General features: G+C 66.8%; 15 protein-coding genes and 1 tRNA gene. 8 read left to right on the top strand and 8 right to left on the bottom strand.

What is annotated here, in order from left to right:
* Positions 1-14: 14 nt before the first annotated feature.
* Positions 15-1,148, top strand: coding sequence for a CaiB/BaiF CoA-transferase family protein (locus C8J40_RS05980; protein WP_132896196.1), 1,134 nt, complete (start codon positions 15-17; stop codon positions 1,146-1,148).
* Between the two features lie 139 nt (positions 1,149-1,287).
* On the opposite strand, the gene C8J40_RS05975 is transcribed toward C8J40_RS05980, so the two are convergent.
* Positions 1,288-2,574, bottom strand: a complete 1,287-nt coding sequence (locus tag C8J40_RS05975; protein WP_132896195.1) for a sugar MFS transporter — start codon at positions 2,572-2,574, stop codon at positions 1,288-1,290.
* Between the two features lie 105 nt (positions 2,575-2,679).
* On the opposite strand from C8J40_RS05975, the gene C8J40_RS05970 reads away from it, so the two are divergent.
* The 5 genes from C8J40_RS05970 (at position 2,680) to C8J40_RS05950 (ending at position 7,768) form a co-directional block, all read left to right on the top strand.
* Positions 2,680-3,225, top strand: coding sequence for a (2Fe-2S)-binding protein (locus C8J40_RS05970; RefSeq protein ID WP_132738018.1), 546 nt, complete (start codon positions 2,680-2,682; stop codon positions 3,223-3,225).
* A gap of 419 nt (positions 3,226-3,644) precedes the next feature.
* A complete protein-coding gene (locus C8J40_RS05965; protein WP_132896194.1) occupies positions 3,645-4,583 on the top strand; it encodes an RcnB family protein in 939 nt (312 codons plus the stop codon).
* Positions 4,584-4,753: 170 nt separating this feature from the next.
* Complete coding sequence (locus tag C8J40_RS05960) at positions 4,754-5,398, top strand: 2OG-Fe(II) oxygenase (RefSeq protein WP_132896193.1); 645 nt, start codon at positions 4,754-4,756, stop codon at positions 5,396-5,398.
* A gap of 458 nt (positions 5,399-5,856) precedes the next feature.
* Complete coding sequence (recJ, locus tag C8J40_RS05955) at positions 5,857-7,632, top strand: single-stranded-DNA-specific exonuclease RecJ (RefSeq protein ID WP_132896192.1); 1,776 nt, start codon at positions 5,857-5,859, stop codon at positions 7,630-7,632.
* Positions 7,633-7,693: 61 nt separating this feature from the next.
* Positions 7,694-7,768, top strand: a tRNA-Glu gene (locus tag C8J40_RS05950).
* A 143-nt stretch (positions 7,769-7,911) separates the two neighbouring features.
* Here C8J40_RS05950 and C8J40_RS05945 read toward each other — a convergent pair.
* The 6 genes from C8J40_RS05945 to C8J40_RS05920 are packed head-to-tail and all read right to left on the bottom strand — an operon-like array spanning position 7,912 to position 14,104.
* The gene (locus C8J40_RS05945) at positions 7,912-8,754 is read right to left on the bottom strand and encodes a CoA ester lyase (protein WP_132896191.1); all 843 of its coding nucleotides are present in this window, start codon (positions 8,752-8,754) and stop codon (positions 7,912-7,914) included.
* Positions 8,751-9,203, bottom strand: coding sequence for a MaoC family dehydratase (locus C8J40_RS05940; protein ID WP_132896281.1), 453 nt, complete (start codon positions 9,201-9,203; stop codon positions 8,751-8,753). The genes C8J40_RS05945 and C8J40_RS05940 overlap by 4 nt, the downstream gene beginning before the upstream one ends.
* Complete coding sequence (locus tag C8J40_RS05935; RefSeq protein WP_132896190.1) at positions 9,203-11,056, bottom strand: biotin carboxylase N-terminal domain-containing protein; 1,854 nt, start codon at positions 11,054-11,056, stop codon at positions 9,203-9,205. The genes C8J40_RS05940 and C8J40_RS05935 overlap by 1 nt, the downstream gene beginning before the upstream one ends.
* 2 nt (positions 11,057-11,058) lie before the next feature.
* Complete coding sequence (locus C8J40_RS05930; RefSeq protein WP_165911373.1) at positions 11,059-11,334, bottom strand: barstar family protein; 276 nt, start codon at positions 11,332-11,334, stop codon at positions 11,059-11,061.
* 5 nt (positions 11,335-11,339) lie between these two features.
* Positions 11,340-12,935 carry a carboxyl transferase domain-containing protein gene (locus C8J40_RS05925; RefSeq protein ID WP_132896188.1) on the bottom strand — a complete coding sequence of 532 codons (1,596 nt, stop codon included), beginning with the start codon at positions 12,933-12,935 and terminating at the stop codon, positions 11,340-11,342.
* Entirely contained in the window at positions 12,935-14,104 is a 1,170-nt protein-coding gene (locus C8J40_RS05920) for an isovaleryl-CoA dehydrogenase (RefSeq protein ID WP_207901151.1), read from the bottom strand. The genes C8J40_RS05925 and C8J40_RS05920 overlap by 1 nt, the downstream gene beginning before the upstream one ends.
* 93 nt (positions 14,105-14,197) lie before the next feature.
* Between C8J40_RS05920 and C8J40_RS05915 the strand changes: the two genes are divergently transcribed.
* Positions 14,198-15,076, top strand: coding sequence for a LysR family transcriptional regulator (locus C8J40_RS05915; protein ID WP_132896186.1), 879 nt, complete (start codon positions 14,198-14,200; stop codon positions 15,074-15,076).
* 52 nt (positions 15,077-15,128) lie between these two features.
* Here C8J40_RS05915 and C8J40_RS05910 read toward each other — a convergent pair whose 3' ends face one another.
* Entirely contained in the window at positions 15,129-16,157 is a 1,029-nt protein-coding gene (locus C8J40_RS05910) for a helix-turn-helix domain-containing protein (RefSeq protein ID WP_132896185.1), read from the bottom strand.
* 264 nt (positions 16,158-16,421) lie between these two features.
* Between C8J40_RS05910 and C8J40_RS05905 the strand changes: the two genes are divergently transcribed.
* Positions 16,422-17,249: an alpha/beta hydrolase gene (locus tag C8J40_RS05905; RefSeq protein ID WP_132737829.1), complete on the top strand. Its 828-nt coding sequence runs from the start codon at positions 16,422-16,424 to the stop codon at positions 17,247-17,249.
* Positions 17,250-17,283 lie beyond the last annotated feature (34 nt).

Raw genomic sequence — 17,283 nt, 5'->3', positions numbered from 1 at the left:
GGGATGAGACCGTGGTGAAAGACACCCCCCTCACCGGCCTCAAAGTCGTCGAACTCGCCCGCATCCTTGCCGGCCCGTGGGCAGGCCAAGTTCTCGCCGACCTCGGCGCCGACGTCGTCAAGATCGAGAGCCCTGCCGGCGACGACACCCGCACCTGGGGCCCGCCGTTTATCGACAACCCCGACGGCAGCCGCGACGCCGCGTATTTTCATGCCGCCAACCGCGGAAAGCGATCGGTCGTTGCCGACTTTACGACCGCTGACGGCCAGGCGATCGTCCGCGACCTGATCGCCGACGCGGACGTCGTGATCGAGAATTTCAAGGTCGGCGGGCTCGTCAAATACGGGCTCGATTACGCCGCGCTTGCCGAGATCAATCCGCGGCTCGTCTATTGCTCGATCACCGGGTTCGGGCAGGACGGGCCTTATGCCCCGCGCGCCGGCTACGACTTCATCGTCCAGGGCATGAGCGGGATCATGGACCTGACCGGCGAGCCCGACGGCGCGCCGCAGAAGATCGGCGTGGCGTTCGCCGACATCATGACCGGGCTGTATTCCGTGATCGCGATCCAGGCGGCGTTGGCGATGCGCGAGCGCACCGGCCGGGGTCAGCAGATCGACATGGCGCTGCTCGACACGATGACCGGGGTGCTGGCGAACCAGGCGATGAACTGGTTCGCCAGCGGCGTGTCGCCGACGCGGGTCGGGAATGCGCACATGAACGTGTGTCCGTATGCGGTGTTTCCGTGCGCGGATGGGTGGTTCATCCTGGCGGTCGGGAATGAAGGGCAGTTCCGGCGGTTCTGCGACGCGATGGTCTTGCCCGAGATGCGCGACGATCCACGGTTCGCGACCAATGCCGGCCGGTTGGCGTTCAAGGATTTGCTGTTCGCGGGGATCGAGGCGGCGACGTCTCTGGTGCCCAAGCTCGAGTTGCTCGCGCGGCTCGAGGCAGTCGGGGTGCCGGCCGGGCCGATCAACACCGTCGCGCAGGCGTTCGAGGATCCACAGGTGATCGCGCGGGGGATGGCGATCGACGTGGTGCGGCCGGATGGGTCTCTGGTCCCCGGGCTTCGCACACCAATCCGGTTTTCGGATGCCGATCTCGCGACCGGGCGGGCGGCGCCGATGTTGGGGTCGTCGGAGTAGGCGGACGCCCCAGGGCATCGTCCCTTACACCGCCACCCGAAAACGTCGTCACCCCAGCGCACGCTGGGGTCTCTCACGGCAGAAGCGCGCGGCTAAAACCGGGAGACCCCAGCTTTCGCTGGGGTGACGGCTGGATCGTTCAGGCTACCACCGGCTTCCGAGCGTAAAGCCCGTACGCCAGGATCAACGCGTAGCAGATCGCCGGGAGTAGCAGCGCGAAGTGCAGGCTGCCCGATTTGTCCGCCAGCATTCCCGTCAAATACGGGATGATCGCGCCGCCGACGATGGCGGTGGCGATGACGCCCGACCCTTCCGCCGCACGCTTGCCGAGACCTTCGGAGGCGAGGCTGAAGATCGTCGGGAACATCACCGCGTTCATCAAGCCGATTGCCAGCAGCGCCCAGCCCGACACTGCGCCCTCGGTGTTCGCCGAGATCAGGATCAGCGCCAGCGTGCCCGTCGCGACGCCCGCGAGTACCTTGCCCGGCGACACCTTGTTCAGCACGTACGCGCCGATGAACCGGCCGACCAGCGCGCCACCCCAGTAGAACGGCACGTGCTTGCCCGCCGCGACGTCGCTCAGGCCCATCACGCTCGGTTGCATCAGGTAATTGACGATCAACGAGCCGACCGCGACTTCGGCGCCGACGTACAGGAAGATGCACGCGGTCCCCATCGCGAAGCGCGGGCGCTTCAACAACGTGAACGCGTGGAAGATGCTGCCGGTCTGGTCCTGCTCCTCGTTGAGCCGGTTGCGACGGGTCCAGACGACCGCGGCGACGATCAGCAGCGCGATCGCGAGGCCGATATAGGTGTGCACGACGGTCCGCGACGACTCCGTCCGATACGCGTCGAGCGCGGCGCCGGTGAGCTTGGAAGAGTCGACCGTCGCCAGCCCGCCGAGGATCAGCGCGGAGCCGACATACGGGAAGATCGTGGTGCCGAGCGAGTTGAACGCCTGCGCGAACGTCAGCCGGCTCGATGCGGATTTGGGATGGCCAAGCGCCGAGATCAGCGGGTTGGCGACGACCTGCACGACGGTGATCCCTGCGCCGAGCACGAACAGAGCGAACAGGAACATGCCGAAGCTCGCCTGCCCTGCGGCGGGGATGAACAACAGGCAGCCCGCGGTCATCGTCACAAGGCCGATCGACGCGGTCCGCATATAGCCAGCCTTGCGCACGATCGCGGCGGCGGGGATCGAGAATAGCGCATAGGCGAGGAAGAACGCCGACTGGACCAGCATCGCGGTCGCGTGGTCGAGCGTGAAGAGCTCCTTCATCTTCGGAATGATGATGTCGTTCAGCGAAGTGATGCCGCCGAAGATGAAGAACAGCGCGAACACGAACACGCGCAGGTCGGGCGCATCGTAGCCGTGGCTGGCATCGCCGCCCGCCGCTGGTGTGGATTTGGTATCGACGTGCATCGTGTAGCGCCCTCTCGCGGTATTATTCGTGCGACATAAGCCGGGGGGCCGCCGCGTGGCAATGCCGGTTGGTGCGATCCCGCGCGGCGCGCTAGGACGGCGGACATGAGCCGCTTCACCGTCAACAACGAGCCGATCGAATACAGACTCGATAACGATACGCCGCTGCTGTGGGCGCTGCGCGATGCGTCGAACCTGACGGGGACCAAATATGGCTGCGGCACCGGGCATTGCGGCGCGTGCACGGTCGATATCGATGGGCGCGCGATGCGGAGTTGCCGGGTGCCGATCGGATCGATCGAGGGCGCGTACGTCACGACGATCGAGGGCCTGTCGAGGGAGCGCAATCATCCGGTGCAACTGGCGTTCATCGCGGAGGCGGTGCCGCAATGCGGGTTCTGCATTCCGGGGATGATCATGGCGGCGGCGGCGTTGCTGAAGCGCAATGCGGATCCGGGCGAAGAACTGATCCGCGAGCAGATCACCAATCTGTGTCGGTGCGGGGTGTATCCTCGGGTGGTCGAGGCGGTGCAGCGCGCCGGGCGGGCGATGCGCGGGGAAGAGGTTATTCCGGCTGGGCCGCGGCCGGGGATCGATCCGGCGGACTCCGCTCGGCTGGTGCCAGCGCTGGTGCCGCCGCCGGCGCGGTAGCGGCCCTGCTCATAACCAAGCTTGTTCTCCCGCGAAGGCGGGAGTCCAGTCTGGGCTCCCGCCTTCGCGGGAGAACAAGGAGGGCGCGCCGTTGGATAGGTCGCCCATGCAACTGCCGTCCGTGTAGCGACCGCCCCTGTAGCTGCCGCCACCCCGCCGCTGCACCACCCCGGCGGAGGCCGGGGCCCAGTTGGAACGTCCAGCGTGACAGATCGCAGCACGTCGTTACATTCCATCCCCAACTGGGCCCCGGCCTCCGCCGGGGTGGCGGCTACGACACGATGCAGCGATCAACCGCCCTCGCCACCCCAACCTGTCTAATCGCTGACGAACCCATTCAGCCTCTCCACACCCCGCAACGCCTAGAACCAACACATCATAGGAGCCGGCTCGTGCGCCGGCAGTCGAGGACCACGGCGATGACGGGCAAGTTACTCAAACTCTTGATGGCAGCGTCGGCGTTGGTGCCGGCTACGACGATGGCGACCGCCGCCACCGCGCAGCAGGTCGACCAGGACCGCGGGGACCGCGGCAACGATGGTTCGCGCCAGGATCGTGGCCAGCGCCCTGATCGCGGTGACCGCCCCGACCGCGGACCGCGCCCGGACGGCCAGGCTTTCCAGCAGCAGCGTCCCGATCGTCCCGCCGCGCCGGACCAGGGCCAGCGCCCGCAGCGCGCCGACCTCGGCGTACAGGCTCAGGTACGTGGTGACGGCCCGGATGGTCGCGGCCGGCCCGACTGGAACGGTCAGCGTGGCAACGGCAAGGGGTGGAACGGCCAAAATCGTCCCGGCCCGCAAGCCGGTCAGGATCGCGGCGGCTGGAACCGCGACCAAGGTCGCCCCGGCTTCGATCGCAGCAACCAACAGGTAAATCGCGGCCAGTTCGACCGCAATGGACGCAATGACGGTCGAGGCGACGGTCGGGGCGACTGGCGCAACGGCGGCCGTGACGGCTACCAGAACCGCCAGCCCAACCGTGCCTACGGCAACGTCCCGAGCTATGGCCGCGGTGGCTACAATCAGGGGCACTACAACCAGGGCGGCGCTTGGAACCGCGGCTGGCGCAACGACAACCGCTACGCCTGGAGCAACTACCGCGCGTCGAACCGCGGCGCCTATCGCCTTCCGCGCTACTATGCGCCGAGCGGCTGGGGGTCGGGCTATCGTCGCTTCGGCGTCGGCTTCTCGCTGAACAGCATTCTGTACAACCAGAATTACTGGATCCAGGACCCGTACACCTACCGCCTGCCCGAGGCGTACGGCCCGTATCGCTGGGTGCGCTATTACAACGACGCGTTGCTGGTCGATCTCGACAGCGGCCGCGTGGTCGACACGGTGTACGACATCTTCTGGTAGGCGCCCCCTCTAAGAATTGCGCCTACCCGTCACGCAGTAACAGGGGAGAGCCCCGTGGTGACAGACGTCGCCGCGGGGCTCTTGCGTTTCCCCCTCTTGCCTTTCGGGGCGAGTTCGCCAAATCCTGCGGCGTGGGTATCTTTTCAAAAGCCAAGAAGGTCGATCCGGCCATGGCCCTCCGCCAGGCCGCCGGATCGCAGGTCGCCGCCCGGCTCAACGCCAATCCCGCGGTGCAGCGCATCGCGATGGACACGGTGCAATTCTATTACCAGTCCGACTTCCTCGATCCCAAGACCTGCAAGCAGCTGATCGCGATGATCGATTCCAAGCGGCGGCCGTCGACCTTGTTGTCCGATCGCCCGAACAGCAGCTTCCGCACGAGCGAGAGCTGCGACATGGATCGCTGGTCACCCGAGGTACAGCCCACCGACGAGGCGATCGCGACCCTGCTCGGGATCGACCTGCTCCACGGCGAGACGATGCAGGGCCAGCGCTACGCCCCCGGCCAGCAATTCCGCGCGCACCATGATTATTTCCACGAGTCCGAAAGCTATTGGGCCAAGATGCAGGAACAGGGCGGCCAGCGCACCTGGACCGCGATGGTGTTCCTCAACGACGTCCCCGAGGGCGGCGCGACGTGGTTCCCGCAGGCGGGCATCAAGATCGCCCCGAAACGCGGCATGCTGCTCGCATGGAACAACATGAACCCGGACGGGACGCCGAACGGGCTGACGCTGCACGAGGGCATGCCGGTGATGGAGGGCGTGAAGTATATCGTGACGAAGTGGTTCCGCGAGCGGCCGTGGATCAAGTGAGGGGGCAGGCTGACCGTCGCGTAACTGCCCCCTCCTCCGTCGTGGAGCCCGCACTCCGAAGCCCCCGTCGCACATTGCCCGCCGCGCCCCCCTCCCCGTTCGTCCTGAGTAGCCGTCGAGTAGTCGCCGAAGGCGGCGTATCGAGACGGCGTATCGAAGGACAGGTTGGGACGCGGAACCCATGCTTCGATACGCACCCTCGATACGCTTCTGCGAAGCTACTCGGTCGCTACTCAGCACGAACGGGTGCGGGGGGCGGGAGCGTCTTCTCCTTCCACCGCCCCCCACCAACAAGCCCCCTTTCCACCCCCTTCACGTCATCCTGACGAAAGTCAGGCAGAGCCATGAACGCCCACTTCCGTAATCCTGGATCCTGACTTTCGTCAGGATGACGGTGCGAGCGCTCGCCCAATGCACGGTCCGCTCGACAATCCCCCCGCAGCCACTACGTCCAAGGCATGACAGTTCTAGGCGTAACCTCCTCCATCCTCGGCCAACCCTGGCGCTGGCGCGCGCTCGCCGCCGACGGCCGGGATGGCTTTGGCGTCGACGCTTTCGGGGGCGGCTCGGGCGACGATCTCGTCACCCAACTCCTCCTCGCCCGAGGCTGCCCCCGCGACGCGCTCGACGCGCACCGCATGCCTTCGATCCGCGCGTTCATGCCCGACCCGTCGATCTTCCGCGACATGGACCGCGCCGCCGAGCGCCTCGCCGACGCCGTGCAGGCCGGCGAACAGGTCGCGATCTTCGGCGATTACGACGTCGACGGCGCCACCTCCGCCGCGCTGATGGTGCTGGTCCTGCGCGATCTCGGCATCAAAGCCCGCCCCTACATCCCCGACCGCCTGCTCGAAGGCTATGGCCCGTCGGGCGAAGCACTCGTCCGCCTCGCCGGCGAAGGCGCCTCGCTGATCGTCACGGTCGACTGCGGCGCGCAAGCGTTCGACGCACTCGACGCCGCCCGTGACGCGGCAGTCGACGTGATCGTCATCGACCATCACAAATGCTCGACCGCGCTCCCGCACGCGCTGGCGCTGGTCAATCCCAACCGGCTCGACGAGACCGAGGGCGCCGCGCATGGCCATCTTGCCGCGGTCGGGATGTGCTTCCTCGCCGCCGCCGCGCTCGTCCGCACGCTCCGCGCACGCGGCTTCTTCAAGGACCGTGCGGAGCCGAAACTGATCGACCTGCTCGACATCGTCGCGCTAGGCACCGTCGCCGACGTCGCCCAACTCCGCGGCCTCAACCGCGCGTTCGTGTCGCAGGGCCTCAAAGTCATGGGCGCGCGCAAGAACATCGGCGTCGCCGCGCTGATCGAGGCGTCACGCCTGACTCGCAACCCGACCTGCACCGACCTCGGCTTTGCACTCGGCCCCCGCATCAACGCCGGTGGCCGCGTCGGTCGCGCCGACCTCGGCGTCCGCCTGCTGACCACGCCGGACCCGGACGAAGCCCGCCAGATCGCCACCGAACTCGATCGCCTCAACGAAGAACGTCGCGCAATCGAAACCGCCGTGCAGGAAGCCGCCGACCTCCTCTCCAGCCGAGACCGCGCGGTCGCCGTCGTCGCCGGCCACGGCTGGCACCCCGGCGTGATCGGCATCGTCGCCGGTCGCCTGAAAGAAAAGCTCGGCCGCCCGTCGATCGTCATCGCGATCGACGAGAACGGCATCGGCAAGGGCTCCGGCCGATCGATCCCCGGTGTCGACCTCGGCGCAGCGGTCATGGCCGCCCGCGAACACGGCTTGCTCGTCGCCGGCGGAGGCCATGCGATGGCGGCCGGCCTGACGATCGCCGAGGCCGCCATCCCCGCCTTCACTGACTTCCTCGAAGAGCGCCTCGCCGCCGCGGTCGAGCGCTCGAACGGCGACCGCGCGCTGCTGCTCGACGCGGTCCTCGCCGCCGGCGGCGTCAACCCCGGCTTGGTCGAATCGATGGAAGCCGGCGGCCCCTACGGCATGGGCTGGCCCGCGCCACGCGTGGCAATGGGCCCGGTCCGCATCATCAAGGCAGACATCGTCGGCAACGGCCATGTCCGTACGATCGTCGCGGGCGACGACGGCCGCAGCATCAAGGCGATGGCGTTCCGCTCAGCCGAATCCGCGCTCGGCCAAGCCCTGCTGGGCGCCGCCCCCCACCGCAAACTTTGGCTGGCGGGCCGCGCGAAGATCGACGACTGGTCCTCGCGCCCCTCGGCCGAGCTTCATGTCGAGGACGCAGCGTGGGCAGACTAAATTCTTGTATCGAAACGCTTGACGCCTCGGCCCCTTCCCCTTAGTCGGCCTCCACCACGCAGGCCCCTTCGTCTAGCGGTTAGGACGCGGCCCTTTCACGGCTGAAGCACGGGTTCGATTCCCGTAGGGGTCACCATCGGCTGAAAACAGCTGATTTTGGTGAGTGAATTTAGAGCGGTTGCCCTCGACATCGGAATGATTTTGCTCCCGGTCTTCTGGCGGGCGGTTTCCGCGAATTACTGTCAAGGACATGTCGCGATCGCACGGGAATCGTGGCGTCTACGTTGCGCGGTCGAGTATCCGGCGTGCCTGCTTTAGATGTGGTGCGTCCACCATCCGACCAGCGACCTGCAACGCGCCCGCCTCCGGCTGTGCAGCGAACGCAGCGACGATCGCGCGCGCGTGTGCGATCTGCGCCGCATCGGGCGTGAAGGCAGCGTTGATCGTCGCCACCTGCGCCGGGTGGATCGCCATCATGCCCGTGAAACCATCGCGCGCCGCGCGCTTTGCATATGCCGCCAGCCCCTCGACATCGCGAAACGCCGGGTAGACCGTCTCGATCGCCGATACCCCCGCCGCATGCGCGCCGAACAGCGCGAGCGACCGCACCATCTCATACGGCGCGGTATAGCGGCCGTCGTCCTCGCGCGAGGTCGCCGCACCGATCGCGGCGGGCAGGTCCTCCGCCCCCCAGGTCAACCCGGCGAGCGCCACGCCACACCCAGCATAGCTGCCGAGTTGGAAGATCGCGGCCGGGGTCTCGGTCGCGATCGGCAGGATCGGCGTGTCGATCCCTGCCTCGGTTAGCCGCTCCGCAAGCAAGCGAACGCTGGCCGCCCCTTCCGCCTTGGGCAGCACGATTGCGTCCGGCGAGAGGCCGCGCAGCGCCACGAGGTCTTCGCTGCTCAGATCGGTATCGAGCGGGTTGATCCGAACGAAGACCGCGACCCCACCCCGCTCCGTGCGCAACCGCGCCGCGACCGCCGCTCGCGCGGCGTCCTTGGCCGATGCCGCCACCGAATCCTCCAGGTCGAGGATCAGCGCGTCGGCACCACTCGCCGCGGCCTTGTCGAACCGCTCGGGCCGATCGCCGGGCACGAACAGCAGCGATCGCAACCTCATGCCGGCGACCGCTTGATCAGCGCGCTGCGCAGGCACTGGCACACGACCTCGTCACGCTGATTGAGCAGGCGGTGTGCGAACGTGACGATCCCCGCATCGGGTCGCGACCGGCTTTCCTTCAGCGCATGCACTTCGGTTTCGGCGCGCAGCGTGTCGCCGATGAACACCGGTTTCGGCATGACGAGCTTGTCGTAGCCGAGATTGGCGACCAACGTGCCGAGCGTGGTGTCGCCGACCGACAGCCCGACCATAAGTGCGAAGGTGAAGGTGCCGTTGACGAGGATCTGGCCGAACTCGCTTGCGCGCGCGGCCTCGGCATCGAGGTGCAAAGGCTGCGGGTTGTGCGTCATCACCGTGAACAGCAGATTGTCGGTCTCGGTCACGGTGCGGCGAATTTCGTGGACGATCGTGTCGCCGACCGTCCAGTCGTCGTAGAAACGCCCGGCCATCATTCGCTCCCCTTATCGATGCGAGCGAGCATCGTGCTTTCGGATACCTGCGCGCCTTCGGTTACCTTCAGTTCCGCGACGACGCCATCGAACGGCGCCAGCAACGCCTGCTCCATCTTCATCGCCTCCAGCACCAGCATCCGCTGGCCCTTGGTCACCGCCTGCCCGTCCTCGACCAGCACCGCAATGACACGGCCCGGCATCGGCGCCAGGATCGCGCCATCGCCCTCGCCCGCCCCGGCGATATGGTCGGCACGGCGCGGACCGAACGGCCACGCCTCGCCGTCGAGAAACAGCACGCCGTCCTCGACGACCGCCGCCGACGCCCGGTCGCCGGTGACGAGATACGGCTTGCCCGCGACCTCGACTGCGACCTGCGAGGACGGCGCCGCATTGGTGCGGAACCCACGCAGGCTGGTCCAGGGATCGCCGGTCACGGCAGGCAGGATCGCCGCCGCCGCCGCCGCCAGCACAGCCGGCGAAGGCTCTGCCGCCGGGATCAGCGCATCGACATGACGCTCGATGAACCCGGTATCGACGCGTCCTGCAACGAAATCCGGATGCGCCGCGGCACGCGCAAGAAACGCGGCGTTGGTCCTGACCGGCCAGACCTGCGTGCCACGCGCCGCCGCCGCCAGCTTGCCCGCGGCCTCGCTTCGGGTAGCGCCGTGGACGATCAGCTTGGCGATCATCGGGTCATAATAAGGCGTGACTTCGCCGCCTTCCTCGACACCGCTGTCGATCCGGACACCGGTGGGAAACCGCAGCCGGTCGAGCGGACCGGTCGACGGCAGGAACCCCGTGCTCGGGTTCTCGGCATAGAGCCGCGCCTCCATCGCCCAGCCGGTGATCGACAGCTCGTCCTGTCGCTTCGGCAGAGGTTCGCCGCTCGCGACGCGCAACTGCCACTCAACCAGATCCTGCCCGGTGATCGCCTCGGTCACCGGATGCTCGACCTGGAGCCGGGTGTTCATCTCCATGAACCAGATCCGGTCGGCGCGCAGGCCGTCCGATCCGTCGGCGATGAACTCGATCGTTCCCGCGCCGACATAGTCGACCGCACGCGCCGCCTTCACGGCCGCCTCGCAGACCGCGGCGCGCGTCGCATCGTCCATGCCGGGTGCGGGGGCTTCCTCGATCACCTTCTGGTGGCGGCGTTGCAGCGAACAGTCGCGCTCGAACAGATGGACCGCGCCGCCGTGCGTGTCGCCGAACACCTGCACCTCGATATGACGCGGCGAGAGGATGTATTTCTCGATCAGCACCTGCGTGTTGCCGAACGACGCCGCGGCCTCGCGCTTGCAGCTCTCGAGCATCTCGGCGAAGTCGCCCGCGGCATCGACCTTGCGCATGCCCTTGCCACCGCCGCCCGCCACTGCCTTGATGAGCACCGGATAGCCGATCGCGTCGGCCTCGGACTGAAGCCGTTCGGGTGACTGGTCCGCCCCGAGATAGCCCGGCGTGACGGGCACACCCGCGGCGATCATCCGTTCCTTGGCGGCGTCCTTCAGCCCCATCGCGCGGATCGCTGCGGGCGGCGCACCGACCCAGACGAGACCGGCGGCGATCACGCTCTCGGCGAACTCGGCATTCTCCGACAGGAAGCCGTAGCCGGGGTGGATCGCTTCCGCGCCGGTCGCGCGTGCCGCCTCCAGCAGCCGGTCCTGCCGCAGATAGCTATCGGTCGCCGCCGCGGTACCGATGCACACCGCTTCGTCCGCCTCGCGGACGAACGGCATGCCAGCGTCGACGTCGGAATGCACCGCGATCGTGCGGATGCCGAGCCGTCGTGCGGTGCGGATGATGCGGCGGGCGATCTCGCCGCGATTGGCGATGAGAAGACTCTGGATCATGCTTAGCTCTCCAGTCGCAGGGCGACGGCGTCGGTGCCACGTTCGGCGACCGCGTCCAGGATGACGGTGACGATGCGGTCGAACCGCGCGCCGATCGTCGCGCGCGCCGCTGCGGCGTTGACGATGTGCAGGCGGATCGGCGGCGCGACGACTGCTACGAGCAGATCGAACAGCGCGTCGAGACTGCCGCCATACCATTCCACCCCCGACGCCTCGCGGATCAGCGTGTGGAAGGCGGCTTCGTCGGCGATCGAGGCACCGTCGATGGTCAGGTCCATGCCCATCACATCCGGAACAGGCCGAACTGCGCGCGCTCGGGGATCGGCGCGTTCAGCGTGGCGGAAAGGGCGAGGCCGAGCACGTCGCGGGTCTGCGCGGGGTCGATGATACCGTCGTCCCACAGCCGCGCGGTGGCGTAATAGGGATTGCCCTCGTCCTCGTATTTCTGGCGGACCGGCGCTTTGAAGGCCTCGGCCTGCTCAGGCGTCCAGCTGTCCGCGTCGCGGTGGACGGTCGCCAGCACGCTCGCGGCCTGCTCGCCGCCCATTACCGAGATCCGCGCATTGGGCCAGGTGAACAGGAAACGCGGGGCAAACGCACGCCCGCACATCCCGTAATTGCCCGCGCCGAAGCTGCCGCCGATCAACACGGTGATCTTGGGCACCGACGCGGTCGCCACCGCGGTCACCAGCTTGGCGCCGTTCTTGGCGATCCCCTCCGCCTCGTATTTACCGCCGACCATGAAGCCGGAGATGTTCTGGAGGAACAGCAACGGCACGCGACGCTGGCAGGCGAGCTCGATGAAATGCGCGCCCTTCAGGGCGGACTCGGAAAACAGCACGCCGTTGTTGGCGAGGATCGCAACCGGCATGCCCCAGATCTTGGCGAAACCGCAGACCAACGTGGTGCCGTACAACGCCTTGAACTCGTGAAATTCGGAGCCGTCGACGATCCGCGCGATCACCTCGCGCACGTCATACGGCGCGCGAACGTCCTGCGGCACGATGCCGTACAGCTCCGCCGGATCGTATTTGGGTGCGCGCGGGGTGGCGATCTCGATATCGACGGACTTCGGACTGTTGAGCGTCGCGACGATATCGCGGACGATCAGCAGCGCGTGCTCGTCATTCTCCGCGACATGATCCACCACGCCCGACTTGCGGCCATGCGTCTCCGCGCCGCCCAGTTCCTCGGCCGAGATCACCTCGCCCGTCGCCGCCTTTACCAGTGGCGGCCCGGCGAGGAAGATCGTGCCCTGGTTGCGGACGATCACGCTCTCGTCCGACATCGCCGGCACATAGGCGCCGCCCGCGGTGCAGCTTCCCATCACGCAGGCGATCTGCGCGATCCCCTCCGCGGACATCTGCGCCTGGTTGAAGAAGATCCGGCCGAAATGATCGCGGTCGGGAAACACCTCCGCCTGATGCGGCAGATTGGCGCCACCGCTATCGACCAGATAGATGCACGGCAGGCGGTTTTCGCGCGCGATCTCCTGCGCGCGCAGATGCTTCTTCACGGTCATCGGGTAATAGGCGCCGCCCTTCACGGTGGCGTCGTTCGCGACGATCATGCACTCGCGCCCCGACACGCGGCCGATCCCGGCGATCATCCCCGCACCGGGCGCGCCGTCGTCGTACATGCCGTTCGACGCCAGCGCACCGACCTCCAGGAACGGCGATCCCGGATCAAGCAGGCGCTCGACTCGGTCGCGCGGCAACAGCTTCCCGCGCGACACGTGCCTCGCACGATGCTGCTCCGATCCGCCAAGCGCGGTCTTCGCGACGGTCGCACGCAACGTCTCCGCCAACGCCCGGTTATGCGCGGCGTTCGCCTGGAACCCCTCGGACGTCGCATCGACCTGTGTCGTGAGCGTCGGCATTACTGGGCCTTGGGCGCGTCGTGGCCGATCAGCTCGCGCCCGACCAGCATCCGGCGGACCTCGTTCGTCCCTGCACCGATATCGAGCAGTTTGGCGTCGCGCCAATAGCGCTCGACCGGCCAGTCCTTGGTATAGCCCGCCCCGCCCAGCGCCTGGATCGCCTCGTTCGCGACCTTCACCGCGTTCTCGGACGCCAGTAGGATACACCCCGCCGCATCGAACCGCGTCGTCTGGCCCGCGTCGCACGCCTTGGCGACCGCATAGACGTACGCACGCGACGAATTGAGCGCGACGTACATGTCCGCGATCTTCGCCTGCATCAGCTGGAATTCGCCGATCGGCCGCCCGAACTGCTTCCGCTCGCGAACATAGGGCAGCACCACGTCGAGACACGCCTGCATGATCCCCAGCTGGATGCCCGACAGCACCACGCGCTCGTAATCGAGCCCCGACATCAGCACGCCGACGCCGCCGTTGAGCGGCCCCATCACTTGGCTCTCCGCCACGAAGCAATCGTCGAACACCAGCTCGGCGGTCGGCGATCCGCGCATCCCGACCTTGTCGATCTTCTGCCCGATCGAGAAGCCCGTGAAATCCTTCTCGATCAGGAACGCGGTGATGCCCTTCGATCCGGCGTCGGGGATCGTCTTGGCGTACACGACCAGCGTGTCGGCATAGGTCGCGTTGGTGATCCAGAACTTGGTGCCGTTCAGCCGCCAGCCGCCATCGACCTTGTCCGCGCGCAGCTTCATCGACACGACGTCCGAGCCTGCGCCCGCTTCCGACATGGCAAGGCTGCCGACATGCTCGCCGGAGATCAGCTTGGGCAGGTACTTCGCCTTCTGCTCGGGCGACCCCCAGCGGCGGATCTGGTTGACGCACAGGTTCGAATGCGCGCCATAGCTGAGCCCGACCGACGCCGACGACCGGCTGATCTCCTCGCATGCGATCAGATGCTCGAGATAGCCAAGCCCGAGTCCGCCATCCGCCTCCTCGACAGTGATGCCATGCAGCCCGAGCGCGCCCATTTCGGGCCATAGCTCGCGGGGAAAACTGTCCTCGGCATCGATGCGCGCCGCGATCGGCTCGATCCGGTCGAGCGCGAACCGCCGCGTGGCGTCGCGGATCGTGTCGGCCATCTCGCCGAGCCCGAAATTCAGGTCTGCCATCATCATCTCCTGTCGATCTTTTGACGACTATCTACGGGATTGCCCGATCGCTGAAAAATTGAAAGATCGCGATCAACGCTATAGATAACGTCTATGATCGATCGCTATCATCTGCGGTATTTCCTATCCGTCATCGATACCGGCAACTTCTCGCGTGCCGCCGCTGCCTGCAACGTGTCGCAGCCCACCCTGTCGGTCGGGATCGCCAAGCTCGAAACCGCGCTGGGCCACCCGCTGTTCAACCGCACCAACCGACGCGTCGCGCTGACCGAGGCCGGCGCGCGGCTAGTCTCCCATGCACGCACGATCGAGGCGACCTTCGCCGCTGCCGAGCGCGAGGTGATCGGCACGCCGACCCAGCAGACGCTGCGGCTCGGCGTGCTGGCGACGACGCCACGCCGCTGGATCGAGGATTTCCTGCGCGAACACCGGTCGCGCGGTGCAGGCAGCCAGATCGAGATCGTCGAGGGCAAGGAGCGCGACCTGCGCGAGCGGCTCGCGCGCGGCCGGATCGACGTCGCCTTGATGCTCCTGCGCGATGGCGACGATTACGCCAGCCAACGCCTTTTCACCGAAGGCTACAGCCTCGCTCTCGGCACCGCGCACCCGTTCGCGGGTCGCGACGTGATCCGTGCGGAGGAACTCGGCAACGATCCGATGATCGTCCGTCGCCACTGCGAACTGCTGCCCGAGACCAGCCGCTTCTTTACGACGCGGGGCGTGCGCCCGGTGTTCGCGTCGCGCACGACCAGCGACGACAAGGCGCTGAGCTATGTCCGCGCGGGCCTCGGCATCACGGTGATGCCCGATTGTTTCGGCGAACCCGGCATCGTCCGAGCACATCTTGAGGGCTTCGACTTCACGCGCGACATCGGCCTCGTCTTCGCCCCGCACGCCGACCCGAACGAGCTCGCGCAATCCCCCACGATCACGGCGCTGGTCGCAGCGGTTCATCCCGACGAAACGCGCTGACTATCGGCAGGTCGCGCACCATGTCCCGTTCCGTGCGACCATGCATTGGCGTTCAGGGCTGCAAGCCGGCGGCGTGACCAAATCGCTTTCGATAGTCCCGCGGGCTTAACCCCATCAGTTTGGAAAATGTCAGGCGGAACGACCCCGGATCGCAATACCCGACATCATACGCGACCTGGTTGATCGGCGTCGTCGTCGTCTCCAGCATCTCCCGGGCCTTTTCGATCCGCAGGCGCTGGTGATATTCGTTCGGCCGCAATCCCGTGGCCCCATGGAACCGCCGCGCGAACGTACGCAATTCGAGCCCCGACCAACCAGCCATGTCGGTGACGCTCGCCTTGAGCGGGCCGCGCGCATGCAAATGCCGCTGCGTCTTCAGGATCGCGGCATCGCCGTGTCCCATCTCGGGCGAGAAGGTGCTGTAGAAGCGCTGCTCCCGCCCCGGCGGATCGATCATCATGAAGCGCGCGGTCTCCATCATCGCGACAGCACCCAGCAAGCGCCGGACGACGACGAGCCCGAGGTCGGTCCATGCCATCACCCCGCCGACCGTGATCAGGTCGTCCTCCTCGGTCAGCAACGCGTCGAAATCGACCTGCACGGTGGGGAACATCGTCGCCAGATCGGGTGCGCAGATCAGGTGCGTGGTGGCGCGACGTCCGTCGAGCAGCCCCGTCTGCGCCAACAGGAACGTCCCGCCACAGATCGATCCTAGCACCGCCCCCGCCGCATGACGCGCCGTGAGCCAGTCCGACCATTTGCGGTCGGTCTCGATACCCAGCGCAGCGGTCTCGCACGGAGGAATGATGATGACGCTAGGCATGTCCGGTTGGATAGCTGCGCCTGTAACTGTGATCGCGTCGGGGACCGTATCGAAGGTCCGCATGATCCCGCCGGCGCCGGTATCGGCGAAGTGGCTGAGCCGAACGACCGGCGCATCCACGCCCAGACGCACCCGGCTCAGATCGTCGGTGATCCGGAACAGGTCGGTCAGCCCGTGGACGATGCCGAGCATGACCTTGTCCCGCACGACGATGGCGATCTCCACGGGTCGGGGCGCGCGGATGGTTCGGGTCGTCATTTGTCAGTTTTCCCCCGCGTTTTGTCAGTTCGGCCCGTCACGCCCGTAATAGATGCAAGTTAATACACCCATGGCGGCAACACGCCGACACTATTCGGGGATCACACCATGCCGACGCCCAAGCATTCAGGAATACAGCCACTTCTCAGTGGGTCGCGTCGCGATATTCTTTTGGGAACCGCGATCATATCCGCGCTCGCGCTTGGTGGTGAAAGCATGGCCGGTCCGCTGAAACACGGTCAACACGCTGCAGGAGACAAGACCATGAGCACGATCACCGTCAAGGATGGCACCGAAATCTTCTACAAGGAATGGGGCGCGGGGCAGCCGATCGTGTTTCATCATGGCTGGCCGCTCAGTGGCGACGACTGGGACACGCAGATGATGTTCTTCTCGCAGCAGGGCTATCGCGTGATCGCGCATGATCGTCGCGGGCATGGCCGGTCGAGCCCGGCATCCAGCGGCAACGACATGGATACCTATGCCGCCGACGTCGCGGCGGTCACCGCGCATCTGGGCTTGCGCAATGCGATCCACATCGGCCACTCGACCGGCGGTGGCGAGGCGATCCGCTATGTCGCGAAATACGGCAGCAACGGCCGCGTCGCCAAGGCGGTGCTGATCGGCGCGATCCCGCCGCGGCTCACGCGGTCGCCGACCAACCCCAATGGCGTGCCTCCCGAGGCGATCGACGGCATCCGCGCCGGCACCGCCGCCAATCGCGCGGACTTCTACAACGGATTCGCGACCGGCCCGTTCTACGGTTTCAACCGCGCCGGCGCCAAAATCCTGCCCGCCGTCTCCGCCAACTGGATGCGGCAGGCGATGGTCGGCGACATCAAGGCGCAATATGACTGCATCACCGCGTTCGCCGACACCGACTTCACCGCCGATCTGCAATCGATCGACCAGCCCGTGCTGATCCTGCACGGCGAGGACGACCAGGTCTGCCCGATCGATACGACCGGGCGGATGGCGGTCAAGCTGCTCAAGAACGGCTCGATCAAGACCTATCCCGGCTATCCGCACGGCATGGCAACGATCCACGCCGATGTGCTGAACCCGGATATCCTGGCGTTCATCCGTAGCTGAGCGGGACGGCGGACGGGTTATTCCCCCGTCCGCC

The organism is Sphingomonas sp. PP-CC-3A-396, from assembly GCF_004343105.1.
In the GTDB taxonomy this organism is placed as follows: domain Bacteria; phylum Pseudomonadota; class Alphaproteobacteria; order Sphingomonadales; family Sphingomonadaceae; genus Sphingomonas.
The sequence above is the reverse complement of the archived record's forward strand: the minus strand, read 5'-3'. Positions and strand labels throughout refer to the sequence as shown.